We start from the raw sequence: 12,338 nt of genomic DNA, 5'->3' as shown, positions 1-12,338 counted from the left end.
CCACGCCCTACGGCGTGAACGCGCAGAACTCGTTGCCCTCCGGGTCCGCGAGCACCGTCCAGCCGATCTCGTCGTCCGGCTCCCGCAGCACGGTCGCGCCGCGCCCGACGAGGGCCGGGACGTCTTCGCACCAGACGTCCCAGTGCCGGCGGTTCTTCGCCGTCTTCGGCTCGGCCACCGCGACGAACTTCATGACGTCGAACGGGGCGCCGGGCACCGGGAGCCAGCGGGGCAGCCCGTCGGGACCGGTCCGCGGCGTGGCACCGAACGCCTCCGCCCACCAGCGGGCGATCTCGACCGGCCGTCGCGCGTCGACGACGAGGCCCGTCACCTCCGTCGCGGGGAAGAGGCAGAACTCGCCGCCCTCCGGGTCGGCGACGACGGTCCAGCGCCCGCGGTCGGCGACGTGCCGGCCGCCGAGCCGCTCGACGGTCCGCCGGAGCGCGGGCACGTCGCCCACGAGGTCGAGGTGCACGCGGTCCTTGACGGTGCGGCGCTCGGGCACCCGGTCCACCCAGATCCGCTCGGCGTCCGACGACCCGTCGACGCGCACGTCGCCGTCCTCGTCCCGGGTCACGAGGCGGCCGAGCAGCCCGGCCCAGAACCGGCCGGTCCCCGCGGGGTCGGTCGTGTCGGTGACGAGGTCCTTCCAGCGCACGAGAGCACCCATACGTCGACTATGCCCGTTCCTGCCGGGTCGACACCCCGCCCCGCGCCCCTGCGGAGGTCGTAGATCCCTCACGGCCGGCCCGCGGGACGCCGAGAATGCCAGCGTGGGAAGCGCCCGCGCGGGAGAGGCCCGCGTGCGACAGCAGCCGTGGACGCAGCACCTGCTGCGCTGGGGTGCGCTCGTCTCCGTCTTCACGACGGCCGTCGTCCTCACCGGCGGCACCCTGGTCTGGCTCGCCGAGCGGCACGCCTCCGGCGGCAACCTGCGGCACTGGGGCGACGCGGCCTGGTGGGCGGTGACGACCCTGACGACGGTGGGGTACGGCGAGCACTACCCGGTGACGCTGTTGGGGCGCCTCGTCGCCGTCTGCATCATGGCCGCGGGGGTCGCGATCATCGGCGCCGTCGCCGCGATCGTCGCCTACGCGTTCGCCGGCCGGCTCGCGACCCGGCTCGAGGAGGCCGTCCGGCAGGTCGAGCACCAGGTCGAGCACGTCGGCGAGGAGGTCGAGGAGGTCGAGGCCGAGGTGAGCGGACGGCGTCCCGGCCCGCACCGCGGCGCGCTCCAGGAGATCGTCGTCGGCGTCGCCGACCCCGACACCGCCGACTCCCTCACCTGGCTGCTCGCCCGCCTCGGCTGGCACCCGGCGGCCGGGGACGACGGCATCGGCTGGCGCGCCGGCGCCGTCCTGCTGCGGATCGCCGTCCGCCCGTGGGACGCCCCCGTCGGCATCCAGGGCCGGCTCACCTTCGGCGCCGGCTCCCCCGAACGTCTCGCCCGGATCACCCGCGAGTCCGGCCGCCACGGCTTCCACGCCGTCCACGTCGTCGTGGCCCCCGACGGCTCGCTGCCGGGCGACCACACCGGCCCGGTGACGCTGCGCACGCACGCCGGCTTCGAGGTCGTGCTGACGACGTCCTGACGGCGGCCCGGCGCCCCGTAGGGTCGACGCGTGACGAAAGTGGCGATCATCGGGGCGGGCGCCGTCGGCGCCGCCATCGCGTACGCGGCGCAGATCCGGGGCGTGTGCCGGCAGCTCGCGCTGTACGACCTGAACGCCCAGAAGGTCCGCGCCGAGGTGCTCGACCTCAACCACGGCATGCAGTTCACGCCGATGGCGCAGATCACCGGCGGCGACGACCTCGAGGTCTGCCGCGACGCCGACGTCGTCGTCATCACCGCCGGCGCCAAGCAGCACCCGGGCCAGACCCGGCTGGACCTGGCGGCCGCGAACGTCGAGATGTGCCGCACGCTCGTCCCCCGTCTGGTCGGCCTCGCCCCGGCCGCGCACCTGCTCGTCGTGACGAACCCGGTGGACGTCGTGACGATGGCCGCGCTGAAGTTCTCCGGCCTCCCGGCGAACCGGGTCTTCGGCTCGGGGACGGTGCTCGACTCGTCCCGGCTGCGCTTCCTCATCGCTCAGCACACCGGGGTCGCCGTCCAGAACGTCCACGCGTACATCGCCGGTGAGCACGGCGACTCCGAGGTCCCGCTGTGGTCGACCGCGACGATCGGCGGCATCCCGGTCACCGACTGGGACGGCGCGAACGGCCGGCTCGACGCCGCGACCCGGACGGCGATCCACGAGCGCGTCGTCGGCGCCGCCTACGAGATCATCGCGGGCAAGGGCGCGACGAGCCTGGCGATCGGGCTGGCCGTCTCCCGGATCCTGGAGGCCGTCCTCAAGGACGAGAACCGGGTGCTCCCGGTGAGCTCGATGCTCGACGACGTGCACGGGATCGGCGGGGTCTGCCTCTCGATGCCGTCGGTCGTGGGGCGCGACGGCGTCGAGGCCGTGCTCCCCACGCCCCTGGACGCGGGCGAGAGCGCCGCGCTGCACGCCTCGGCGGGGGCGGTCGCGGCGGTGGCCCGGGATCTGGGACTGTAGGCGTATGGCACGCGTGACACGTGGGATCGGTTTCGGCATCGACATCGGCGGGAGCGGCATCAAGGGCGCTCCGGTCGACTTCGCGGCGGGGGCGTTCAGCGCCGAGCGGCTGCGGATCCCCACCCCCTCCCCGTCCACGCCGGACGCGGTCGCCGAGGTCGTCGGCCAGATCGTGTCCTCGTTCGGGCGTGCGTCGGGCACCCGGCCGATCGGTGTGACCTTTCCGGCGGTCATCCAGCACGGCGTCGCCCGCACCGCCGCGAACGTCGACAAGGCCTGGGTCGACACCGACGTCGACGCGCTCATGACGGCCAAGCTCGGTCGCGCCGTCCACGTCATCAACGACGCGGACGCCGCGGGCCTGGCCGAGGCACGCTACGGCGCCGCCAAGGGGGTCAAGGGCGTGGTCTTCCTCGCGACCCTCGGCACCGGCATCGGCAGCGCACTCATCGTCGACGGCCAGCTCGTCCCCAACACCGAGCTCGGGCACCTCGAGATCGACGGCAAGGACGCCGAGTCCCGGGCCGCGGACAGCGTCCGGGACGCCGAGGACCTCACCTGGGAGCACTGGGCCAAGCGGCTCCAGAGGTACTTCTCGACGGTGGAGAACCTCTTCTGGCCCGACCTCATCGTCGTCGGCGGCGGGGTGAGCAAGAAGAGCGCGAAGTTCCTCCCGCTGCTCAAGCTCCGCGCCCCGATCGTGCCCGCCGGGCTGCTCAACGACGGCGGGATCGTCGGCGCGGCCGTCGCCGCTGCCGAGCTCGGCAGCTGACCTCGGCAGCTGACCTCGGCAGCTGACCTCGGCAGCTGAGCCCGACGGGTCCGCACGGCCTCAGCCGACGAGCACCCGCTCCCCCGGCCGCGGCACCACGGCGCACCACCCGAGCTCGGCGCGCACCCGCGCGGCGAGCGTCGCGGCCGCCTCCGGCTCGCCGTGGACGAGGTAGCAGACCTCGGGCTCGCGCGGCGCGGACCGCAGCCAGGCGAGGATGTCGTCGGCGTCCGCGTGCACGGAGAACTCGTCGAGCGCGACGACCTCGGCCCGGACCGGCACGTACTTGCCGTGGATCTTCACCTCGGTGGCGCCCTCGACGAGCGCCCGCCCGCGGGTGCCGACGGCCTGGTAGCCGACGAGCAGCACCGTGTTGCGGCGGTCCGGCAGCAGGTGCGCGAGGTGGTGGACGACCCGCCCGCCGGACGCCATCCCGGACGCCGACAGGATGACGCACGGGCTGCCGGGGCTGTTGAGCCGCATCGACTCCTCGGCGCTGCGGGCCTCCCGCAGGTCGCCGGTGTCGAACGGGTCGAAGCCCGCGTGCACGTCCGCCACCGGCCCGGGCCGCAGGCCGCCCGCCCCCGCGGACAGCGCCTGCCGGTAGACCCGCAGGGCCGCGAGGGCCATCGGGCTGTCGAGGTACACCGGCAGGGTCGGGACGGCGCCGGACCGCATGAGGTCCGCCAGGGCGAGCAGGACGACCTCGGTCCGGTCGACGGCGAACGCCGGGACGACGAGCACGCCGTCGCGCGCCGCGGTGCGCCGGACGACGTCCGCCAGGACGGCCGTCGAGGGCTCCGGGTGCCGGCGGTCGCCGTACGTCGACTCGACGACGAGCGCGTCCGCGGACGGCGGCGGGCCGGGCGGCAGGAGCAGCGGGTGGCCCGGGCGGCCGAGGTCGCCGGAGAACGCGACGACGGCCGGGCCGGGACGCCGGTCGGCCGGGCCGCACTCGACCCGGACGACGGGCATCGCCGAACCGAGGATGTGGCCCGCCGGCGGCAGCTCGACGACGACCCCGGGGACGGCCTCGACGGGGTGGTCCTCCGGGACGACCTCGAGCAGCGCGATCGCCTTCTCGGCGTCCGCCTCGTCGTACAGCGGCTGCGGCGCGCTGTGCCGCGACCAGCCGCCGGAGCGGGCGTCCCGCGCCTCCTCCTCGGCGAGCTTCGCGCTGTCGCGCAGCACGATCGCCGCGAGCTCGGCGGTGCCCGCGGTGCAGAGCACCCGCCCGTCGAAACCCTGCCGGACCAGCGCGGGCAGGTAGCCGCAGTGGTCGAGGTGGGCGTGGCTGAGGACGACCGCGTCGATCCCCGCGGGGGCGACCGGCAGCGGCGCCCAGTTCTGCCGGCGCAGCTCGCGGGTGCCCTGGAAGAGCCCGCAGTCGACGAGCAGCCGGTGCACGCCGTGGACGAGGAGCGTCTTGCTCCCGGTCACCGTGCCGGCGCCGCCGAGGAAGGTCATGGACGTGGGAGCGGTCATGACGACACCTCCGGGTGTCGGGCAGGGGCGGGGGCGGCTACGGGAACGGGTGCGGGGACCGAGGGCCGGGAGCGGACCGCCACCACCTTCTGGACGGCGTCCGCGAGGAGCACCGCCGGGATCGCGCAGGCGGCGACGAGCCAGCCCAGCAGGCTCGGCGGGGACCCGCCGAGGACGTCCGCGAGCGGCCGCACCCAGAGGAAGAGCGCGAGCGCGCCGAGCTCGGCGGCGACCGCACCGAGAAGCAGCCGGTTGCCGCGCAGCGACCACAGGCCCACGGGCCGGGCGGCGCTGCGGCAGGCGAAGGCGTTCGCGAGCTGCCCGAGGACGACGGCCGCGAAGGCGGTGCCGGACGCCGTCGCGAGCAGGGCGGCGTCCGGTGTCGCGGCCCAGACCCAGCCGCCCGCGACGAGCACGGCCGTGAAGGCGGCGAGCTCCACGACCGCCTCGGCGGGCCCGAGGACGCCGAAGACCCGCAGCATGACCTGCCGGTCGACGAGCTCGCCGGTGCGGGCCGGGCCGTCGAGGACGCGCGGGCTCGGCGGCTCGGACCCGAGGGCGAGCGCCGGGAGCAGGTCGGTGCCGATGTCGAGCGCGAGCACCTGGAGGACGGCGAGGGCGAGCGGGTAGCGGCCGCCGGTGAGGGCCCACGCGACGAACGGCGCGAGCTCGGCGACGTTGTCGGTCAGGTGGTACGTGAGGAAGCGCCGGACGTTGCTGTACGTGGCCCGGCCGAGCGCGACCGCCGCGACGATCGTCGCGAACCGGTCGTCGAGCAGCACGAGGTCGGCGGCCTCGCGAGCGACGTCCGTGCCGGAGGCGCCCATCGCGACCCCGACGTCCGCGGCCCGCAGCGCCGGACCGTCGTTGACGCCGTCCCCGGTCATCGCGACGACGTGCCCGCGCGCCTGCAGCGCGGCGGCGATCCGCAGCTTGTCCTCCGGGGTGACCCGGGCGACGACGACGCCGTCCCGGTCGAGCAGTGCACCGAGGGCCGCGACGTCGGCCGGCAGGTCCGCGCCGGCGACGACGAGCGCCTCGACGCCGTGCGGCACGAGCCCGGTCTCCCGGGCGATCGCGAGCGCCGTCGCCGGGTGGTCCCCGGTGACCATCGCGACCCGGATCCCGGCGTGCCGGCACAGCGCGAGGGCCTCGGCGACGTCGTCCCGCGGCGGGTCCTCGAGCCCGACGAGGCCGAGCAGCTCGAGGCCGTGCTCGTCGTCCGTGATCGGCTCGTCCGTGACCGGCTCGTCCGTGACCTGCTCGTCGGGGCGACCGGCCCGCGCCACGGCGAGCACCCGCAGCCCCTGCGCGCTGAGCGTCTCGAGCGCGGCCCACGCCGGGTGCGCCGGGTCCGCGGCGGCCCCGCAGAGCGGCAGGACGGCGTCCGCGCCGCCCTTGACGACGACCTCGCCGGGCAGCACGACGGACATCCGCCGCCGCTGCGGGTCGAACGGCCGGCGTCGCAGCAGCGGCCGCTCCCGCTCGTCGGTCTCGACGTCCGCACCGGCACGCAGCGCGAGCACGTGGAGAGCGACCTCCATCGGGTCGCCCTGCGGCCGCCAGCGGCCCGCGACCCGGACGAGCCGGCCCGACGAGCAGCGGGTCGCGGCGAGCGCGAGCGGCGCGACGCGGGCGAGCGCGGCGTCCGGCCCGGTGAGCCGGCCGACCGGGGACCAGCCGTCCCCGACGACCCGCACCTCGCCGTCCGGCGTCCAGACCCGGACGGCGGTCATCTCGTTGCGGGTCAGGGTGCCGGTCTTGTCGGTGCAGATGAACGTCGTCGACCCGAGCGTCTCGACGGCCTCGAGGTGGCGGACGAGCGCGTGCCGGCCGGCCATGAGCTGCGCGGACCGCGCGAGCGACAGCGTGACCGTCGGGAGCAGCCCCTCGGGGACGAGTGCGACGGTGACACCGATCGCGAAGAGGAAGCCGTCGGACGGCGACGTGCCGAGCAGGAGTGCGAGCCCGAAGAAGGCGACGCCCACGCCGACCGCGAGGACGGCCACGACGGTGACGACGCGGTCCAGCCGGCGGGCGAGCGGGCTCGGCGGGCGGTGGCCGCCCTCGGTGAGGTGCGCGACGGCCGCGAGCCGGGTCGACGCGCCGGTCCCGGTGACGGTGCAGGAGGCGTCGCCGGTGACGACGAACGAGCCCGCGCTGACCTTCTCGCCGGTGCCGCGCCGGGCCGGGACGCTCTCGCCGGTGAGGCTCGACTCGTCGACGGCGAGGTCCGCGGCGTCGACGAGGACGCCGTCCGCGCTGAGCCGGTCCCCCGCCTCGACGACCATGAGGTCCCCGACGACGAGGTCGGCGGCGTCGACCGTCGTCCGGCGGCCGTCCCGCACGACGACGACCCGGGCCGGGAGCATCTCGCGCAGCCGGGCCCCCGCCCGGTCCGCGCGCCACTCCTGGGCGAAGGCGAAGAACCCGTTGAGGACGACGACGACCGCGATCGCGACGGCGAGCTGCGGCATCCCCGCGACGGCCGCGAGCGCGGCGGCGCCCCAGAGCAGCAGGGCGAAGAAGTGCACCATCTGCCGCAGCAGCAGCCGCGCCGCGGACGGACCCCGGGCGACGGGCATGAGGTTCGGGCCGTCGGTCCGCAGCCGGAAGGCGGCCTCCGCAGAGGTGAGGCCGGGCATACCGCCAGCCTCGTCCGCGGCGCCTCGCGCAGCGGGGGTACTACGTCCCCGCGGGCCGCGGGCGTGCCGTCAGTCCCGGAGGAAGGTCAGCCCTCGAAGTAGCGGTCGATGTCGTCGGCGTCCGACAGGGCCGCGCTGCTCTCGGCGACGGACTGCAGGTACGCGAGCGCCTGCTCCCGCCCCATGGACGACGTCGCGAGCGAGCCGGCGATCGAGGCGAGCGCGGTGGTGAACGCGAGGCGCGCGGTGTCGCTCTCCTGGGCCTCGGTGAGGATGAAGTGCATCGCCTCGTGGTCGCTGAGCACCTGGAAGCGGATGAACGCGGCGGCGCGCTGGTTGGCCCGGGCAGCTTCGCGACGCTCGATCGTGGACATGGGTCCAGGCAACCCACTGCGGGGCCCGATGGCAAGCGGGCGCGGCCCCGGCCCACCCGCTCGGACGGCGCCCCCTCCCCCGCGCAGAGCCACACCACGACGTAACGGAGTCGTCATGTGACGCTCTGAATATCACCACGCAATGTCACAGAACCGCCGCAACCAGTCTCCGCCGAATGGTCGATCTTCGTGTCAAGCCCCCCGGAAGCCGCCCTGCGCAGCCGTAGCGTCTGTTCTCGCGGCGCCCTCGACGTCCCCCGTGTCGAGGGCGCCGCAACCATGTCCGGGCTAGGTTCGACAGGTGCTCGTCTGGATCAACGGCCCGTTCGGCGTCGGCAAGACGCAGACGGCGTTCGAGCTGCACCGGCGGCTTCCCGGCAGCGTCGTCTGCGACCCCGAGGAGATCGGCTACGGCCTGCACCGGGTGCTGCCACCAGCGCTCCGCAGCGACTTCCAGGACCTGCGCGCGTGGCGGGACGGCGTCGTCGAGACGCTCGACCTCGCACTGACGCGCCACGACGGCGTCGTGCTCGCCCCGATGACGGTCACCGAGCCGACCTACTTCGCGCAGACCGTCGGCCGGCTGCGCGACCTGGGGCACGACGTCCGGCACTTCAGTCTGCTCGCGCGCCGGGAGGTGATCCTCGACCGGCTCACCGAGCGCGGCCTCGGGCACCTCGCCCGCGCCGTCCTCGGTCGCGAGCGACTGCTGCGCGGCGAGTCCTTCGCCGTCAGCCGGCTGGACGACGCGCTGGAGTCGTTGCGCGGCGCGACGTTCGCCGAGCACGTCGACACAGAGGCAGGTGGTGTCCGCGAGGTCGCCGACCGGATCGCGGCGTCCTGCGGTCTGACACTCCTGCCGAACACGGACGGCCGGGGCCGTGGCGTACTCCAACGCGCTGCTGTCGGGCTGCGGCACGTCCGGTTCTTCTAGACCTCTCGCAGTCTTGCGAGCGCTGCCCCGGCCGACGGCGTGAGCGGCGCCGGCAGGTCGTCGAGGTCGTACCAGGCGATGGCAGAGATCTCCTCGGCGTCCTGAACCGCCGCCGTCCCGCGCACCGACGTCGCCCAGAACACGTGCGCGCGGTAGCGCTGCCCCGTGCCGGGGTACACGAGGTCCTCGACAGCGAGCGCGTCGCCGACCGTCACGGTCAGACCGGTCTCCTCGAGGGCCTCCCGCACCGCAGCTGCGGGCGCGGTCTCGCCGTCGTCGACGACACCGCCCGGGAGCCCGAAGAACCGGTGGCCGTAGTTCTGGTGCACAAGAAGCACCCGCCGTGAGTCGTCGGTGATGACGACGACGGCCGTCTCCCACTCCCACACTTCGGGGCTCCTCCCTTGGACCGGCCGAGGACCTCGCGGCGGGCCGGCGGCCCTTCGATGGTCATGCGACCGATTGTCCTCCACTCCTCGACCAGGTCAGATCATCCGGACCGGTTGGCCCGTGACCGAGGCGACGACCTCGAAGTCCTTGTCGGCGGTGAGCAGCGTCAGACGTTCCCGCTCCGCGGTGGCTGCGACGAGCAGGTCCACCGGACCTGCGGAGCGATGACGTCCGGTCAGCGTGAGCGCCTCCTGGACCTCCGCCGCCCGCTCGAACCCGCCGTCCGCCATGGGCACCCACCCGAAGACGAGCCGCAGCGTCCGCTGCTTGTCGAGACGGTCGGCGAGAGACCGCGCCGAGTAGAGGAACTCGAGCTCCACGGCAGGGCACACGCAGATGACGCCGGAGGCCAGGTGGTCCGCCCACACGTCGCGCAGCGGCGTGGTGAGGATCCGGAACAGCGCGGACGTGTCGATCAGGAAGAGGGCGCGGCTCACCGACGGTAGGCGGTCTTGTCGGCGATGAACTCGTCGAAGTCACCGCGGTCCGCCATCTCACCGAGATGCTCCAGCGCCCGCAGCCGGACCAGCCGCTCGCTGACCTCGCGCAGGGCCGCGTTGACGGTGTCCTTCTTCGTCTTGGTCCCCAGCACCTCGGCCGCAGCGGCGAGTGCCTCGTCGTCGATCTCGATCGGGGTCTTGGTCATCGCCATCGTGCGCCTCCTGAGCGTGGGCTCCCTGGATATCCTAGACGCCTTTCTTCGATATCCACAGTATCCAGTCGGGCGGCAGGCGTGCTGACGGACCTCGTGCGAGGTCCGTGAGCACTGCGGGCGGACGAGCCGGACTGTAAGCCGGATCCTGTGCCTCCGGCGGACCGGAGGCGGCGGCCATCCATCTCGGGGCGCCGTTGCCGACGCCCTCCAGCGACCTACCCGGGAGCTCGGGCGGGCAGCCCTCGAGCGCTCCCTGTTCGGTCTTGCTCCGGGTGGGGTTTACCGAGCCGCACCGGTCACCCGGCACGCTGGTGGTCTCTTACACCACCGTTTCACCCTTACCGGCCGGCTCGCGCCGCCCGGCGGTCTGTTCTCTGTGGCACTGTCCCGCGGGTCACCCCGGGTGGGTGTTACCCACCACCCTGCCCTTCGGAGTCCGGACTTTCCTCGGCGGCGACCTCACGGCCACCGACGCGACCGCCCGTCCGGCTCGTCCGCGGGCCAGCCTAGTCCCCCGGTCACCCCACCGGGACGACGCGCACCGACCCCGCCTCGACGTCCACGGCCTCGAGCCGCACCTTGAGCGCCGTGCCGACCGTGAGCGGGCCCTGCGCACGGACGAGCACCGCCGGGTCGAGCATCTGGACCTTGCCGCTCGCGCCGTCCTTGCCGACGTCGACCGCGACGGCGTCGAAGACCTGGCCGACCCGGTCGGCGAGGACGGCGGCCTCCACGACGTCGACGCAGCGCCGCTCGAGCTCACCGGCGAGCCGGTCCGACGCCGCCATCGCCTCGGGCAGCGCCGGCAGCGCCTCCCGGACCCAGCCCGGGACCTCGCCTCCGGACACGACCGCGTGGCTCACGAGCAGCCCGAAGCGGTCGACGAGCCGGCGCAGCGGGGCGGTGACGTGCGCGTACGGCGCGGCGACCGCGGCGTGCGTGCGGACCGGCGGTGCGGCGCCGTCGAACGGCGTGTACCCGGCGCCGCGGAACAGCGCGCCGGCCTCGTGCATCGCCGCGAGGTGCGCGGGGACGTCGCGGTCGAGGCGGCGCAGGAACTCGCCGTACGGCTCGTCGCGGGCCCACGGGACGCCGAGCGCCTTGACCTGCCGCCGGTACCGCTCGACGGCGTGCGGCTCGGGCGCGGGCAGCGTCCGGAGCAGCCCGACACCGGCGCGGAGCATGAGGTCCGCCGCGGCCATCCCGGTCATGAGTGAGAGCTGGGCGTTCCAGTCCTCCGACGGCAGCGCCGGCCGCAGGACGACCCGGTAGCGGCCGTCCTGCGCGACCACGTCCTGCTCCGGCAGCGGCAGGCTCGCCCCGCCGCGGGCGCGCTCCTGCGCCTGGCGCACCGTCCCGATCTCGCGCAGCAGCACGGCGAGCGCGGCGACCTCGTCGTCCGGGCTCGCACCGGCCTGCGGGTGCGCGTCGGCCGCCGCCTGCACCTGGCCGTAGTCGAGCCGGGCCCGGGAGCGGACGACGGCCCGCACGAGGTCGAGGTGCTCCACCGCGCCGTCGGGGGCGAGGTCGAACCGCCAGACGAACGCGGGCCGGTCGACGTCCGGGAGCAGGCTCGCGGCGTCCTCGCTGAGCACCTCGGGGTGCAGCGGGGTGCGCCGGTCGGGCGCGTAGAGGGTCTGGCCGCGGCGCCGCGCCTCGGCGTCGACCGGGCCGCCCGGCGCGAGGAACGCCGGGACGTCGGCGATCGCGTAGTCGACGTGCCAGCCGCCGCCGTCGCGTCGGGACAGCGCCATCGCCTGGTCGAGGTCCGTCGAGCCGACCGGGTCGACGGTCGCGAACGGGACGTCCCGCAGGTCGGCCCGGCCGTCGCCGGCCCCGGCCGTCGCGGCCGCCTCGGCCGCCGCGTCGACGACCGGCCCGGGGAACGCACCCGGCACCCCGAGGTCGTCGCGGATGCGCCCGAACCGCCGGGTCAGCGCGGCCACCGACGCGGCGTCGTCGCCACGGACCCTGATCGATCGACGAACCATGGCGGCACCCTACGCACTCACGCGCCGCCCGGCCGCACCACGTCGAGAGCCGCGCGCGTGCGGGCCAGCGCCCCGCGGACGGCAGCCGTCGACCGGCCGAGCCGCTCCTCGACGTCGCGGAGCACGGGCAGGAACAGGGCGCCGGCCCGCTGGTGGGCCCGGCGCCCCTCCCGGGTCAGCTCGACCCGGTACGAGCGGCCGTCGTCCGGGTGCGGCAGGCGGCGCACGTGCCCGCGCGCCTCGAACCGCCGGACGTAGCTCGACACGGTCGTCGGCGGCGCGGCCATCCACGACGCGAGCTCGCCCGGTGTCAGCGGAGCGGCGGAGAGCACCGAGTAGACGGCGAACTCGTCGGCCGTCAGCCCGGCCGGCCGCAGGGCCTCGTCGAGCGCCGAGGTCGCGGCCCGCGAGGCCAGCCACAGGTCGAAGAGAACGTTGGTCCCCGATGCGTCGTCCACCATGCCCTTGACGATA

The 12,338-nt window shown here is 75.0% G+C and carries 13 protein-coding genes and 1 other RNA gene; 4 read left to right on the top strand and 10 right to left on the bottom strand.

Annotated features, from left to right (window positions below; translation table 11 throughout):
* Positions 1-7 precede the first annotated feature (7 nt).
* Positions 8-670, bottom strand: a complete 663-nt coding sequence (locus tag EDJALFJO_RS23525) for a VOC family protein (RefSeq protein ID WP_143448732.1) — start codon at positions 668-670, stop codon at positions 8-10.
* A 133-nt stretch (positions 671-803) separates the two neighbouring features.
* Between EDJALFJO_RS23525 and EDJALFJO_RS23520 the strand changes: the two genes are divergently transcribed.
* Genes EDJALFJO_RS23520 through ppgK form a run of 3 tightly spaced genes read left to right on the top strand, consistent with a single transcriptional unit; the run spans position 804 to position 3,330 of the window.
* Entirely contained in the window at positions 804-1,592 is a 789-nt protein-coding gene (locus EDJALFJO_RS23520; protein ID WP_158220541.1) for a potassium channel family protein, read from the top strand.
* 30 nt (positions 1,593-1,622) lie between these two features.
* Positions 1,623-2,558, top strand: coding sequence for an L-lactate dehydrogenase (locus EDJALFJO_RS23515; protein WP_088288744.1), 936 nt, complete (start codon positions 1,623-1,625; stop codon positions 2,556-2,558).
* Between the two features lie 4 nt (positions 2,559-2,562).
* Positions 2,563-3,330: a polyphosphate--glucose phosphotransferase gene (gene ppgK, locus EDJALFJO_RS23510; protein ID WP_088288743.1), complete on the top strand. Its 768-nt coding sequence runs from the start codon at positions 2,563-2,565 to the stop codon at positions 3,328-3,330.
* Positions 3,331-3,390: 60 nt separating this feature from the next.
* Here the strand turns inward: ppgK and EDJALFJO_RS23505 are convergent, their stop codons facing one another.
* The 3 genes from EDJALFJO_RS23505 to EDJALFJO_RS23495 all read right to left on the bottom strand — a co-directional run bounded on the left by EDJALFJO_RS23505 (position 3,391) and on the right by EDJALFJO_RS23495 (position 7,834).
* Complete coding sequence (locus tag EDJALFJO_RS23505) at positions 3,391-4,815, bottom strand: MBL fold metallo-hydrolase RNA specificity domain-containing protein (protein WP_088288742.1); 1,425 nt, start codon at positions 4,813-4,815, stop codon at positions 3,391-3,393.
* On the bottom strand, positions 4,812-7,460 hold the full coding sequence (locus tag EDJALFJO_RS23500; RefSeq protein ID WP_088288741.1) for a cation-transporting P-type ATPase: 2,649 nt from the start codon (positions 7,458-7,460) through the stop codon (positions 4,812-4,814). The genes EDJALFJO_RS23505 and EDJALFJO_RS23500 overlap by 4 nt, the downstream gene beginning before the upstream one ends.
* A gap of 86 nt (positions 7,461-7,546) precedes the next feature.
* Entirely contained in the window at positions 7,547-7,834 is a 288-nt protein-coding gene (locus tag EDJALFJO_RS23495; RefSeq protein ID WP_088288740.1) for a hypothetical protein, read from the bottom strand.
* A 301-nt stretch (positions 7,835-8,135) separates the two neighbouring features.
* Here EDJALFJO_RS23495 and EDJALFJO_RS23490 point away from each other — a divergent pair, with 301 nt between their 5' ends.
* Positions 8,136-8,768, top strand: a complete 633-nt coding sequence (locus EDJALFJO_RS23490; RefSeq protein ID WP_088288739.1) for an AAA family ATPase — start codon at positions 8,136-8,138, stop codon at positions 8,766-8,768.
* Here EDJALFJO_RS23490 and EDJALFJO_RS23485 read toward each other — a convergent pair.
* The 6 genes from EDJALFJO_RS23485 to EDJALFJO_RS23460 all read right to left on the bottom strand — a co-directional run bounded on the left by EDJALFJO_RS23485 (position 8,765) and on the right by EDJALFJO_RS23460 (position 12,325).
* Entirely contained in the window at positions 8,765-9,157 is a 393-nt protein-coding gene (locus EDJALFJO_RS23485) for an NUDIX hydrolase (RefSeq protein ID WP_088288738.1), read from the bottom strand. The two genes, EDJALFJO_RS23490 and EDJALFJO_RS23485, sit on opposite strands and share 4 nt — an antisense overlap.
* A gap of 96 nt (positions 9,158-9,253) precedes the next feature.
* Positions 9,254-9,655 carry a PIN domain nuclease gene (locus EDJALFJO_RS23480; protein ID WP_088288737.1) on the bottom strand — a complete coding sequence of 134 codons (402 nt, stop codon included), beginning with the start codon at positions 9,653-9,655 and terminating at the stop codon, positions 9,254-9,256.
* Entirely contained in the window at positions 9,652-9,864 is a 213-nt protein-coding gene (locus EDJALFJO_RS23475; RefSeq protein ID WP_088288830.1) for a type II toxin-antitoxin system VapB family antitoxin, read from the bottom strand. Before EDJALFJO_RS23475 ends, EDJALFJO_RS23480 begins: the two co-directional genes overlap by 4 nt.
* Positions 9,865-9,991: 127 nt before the next feature.
* Positions 9,992-10,366, bottom strand: an RNA gene (rnpB, locus tag EDJALFJO_RS23470) — RNase P RNA component class A.
* Between the two features lie 25 nt (positions 10,367-10,391).
* Positions 10,392-11,864 carry an RNB domain-containing ribonuclease gene (locus tag EDJALFJO_RS23465; RefSeq protein ID WP_088288736.1) on the bottom strand — a complete coding sequence of 491 codons (1,473 nt, stop codon included), beginning with the start codon at positions 11,862-11,864 and terminating at the stop codon, positions 10,392-10,394.
* 17 nt (positions 11,865-11,881) lie between these two features.
* Positions 11,882-12,325, bottom strand: coding sequence for a MarR family winged helix-turn-helix transcriptional regulator (locus EDJALFJO_RS23460; protein ID WP_088288735.1), 444 nt, complete (start codon positions 12,323-12,325; stop codon positions 11,882-11,884).
* Between the last annotated feature and the right edge of the window lie 13 nt (positions 12,326-12,338).

Source organism: Kineosporia sp. A_224 (assembly GCF_002198655.1).
GTDB lineage: Bacteria > Actinomycetota > Actinomycetes > Actinomycetales > Kineosporiaceae > R-H-3.
The sequence above is the reverse complement of the archived record's forward strand: the minus strand, read 5'-3'. Positions and strand labels throughout refer to the sequence as shown.

Coding starts and splice junctions, on each gene's coding strand:
- EDJALFJO_RS23525 (WP_143448732.1), bottom strand. CDS start 670: ATGGGTGCTCTCGTGCGCTGGAAGGACCTCGTCACCGACACGACCGAC.
- ppgK (WP_088288743.1), top strand. CDS start 2,563: ATGGCACGCGTGACACGTGGGATCGGTTTCGGCATCGACATCGGCGGG.
- EDJALFJO_RS23505 (WP_088288742.1), bottom strand. CDS start 4,815: ATGACCGCTCCCACGTCCATGACCTTCCTCGGCGGCGCCGGCACGGTG.
- EDJALFJO_RS23500 (WP_088288741.1), bottom strand. CDS start 7,460: ATGCCCGGCCTCACCTCTGCGGAGGCCGCCTTCCGGCTGCGGACCGAC.
- EDJALFJO_RS23495 (WP_088288740.1), bottom strand. CDS start 7,834: ATGTCCACGATCGAGCGTCGCGAAGCTGCCCGGGCCAACCAGCGCGCC.
- EDJALFJO_RS23475 (WP_088288830.1), bottom strand. CDS start 9,864: ATGACCAAGACCCCGATCGAGATCGACGACGAGGCACTCGCCGCTGCG.
- EDJALFJO_RS23465 (WP_088288736.1), bottom strand. CDS start 11,864: ATGGTTCGTCGATCGATCAGGGTCCGTGGCGACGACGCCGCGTCGGTG.
- EDJALFJO_RS23460 (WP_088288735.1), bottom strand. CDS start 12,325: ATGGTGGACGACGCATCGGGGACCAACGTTCTCTTCGACCTGTGGCTG.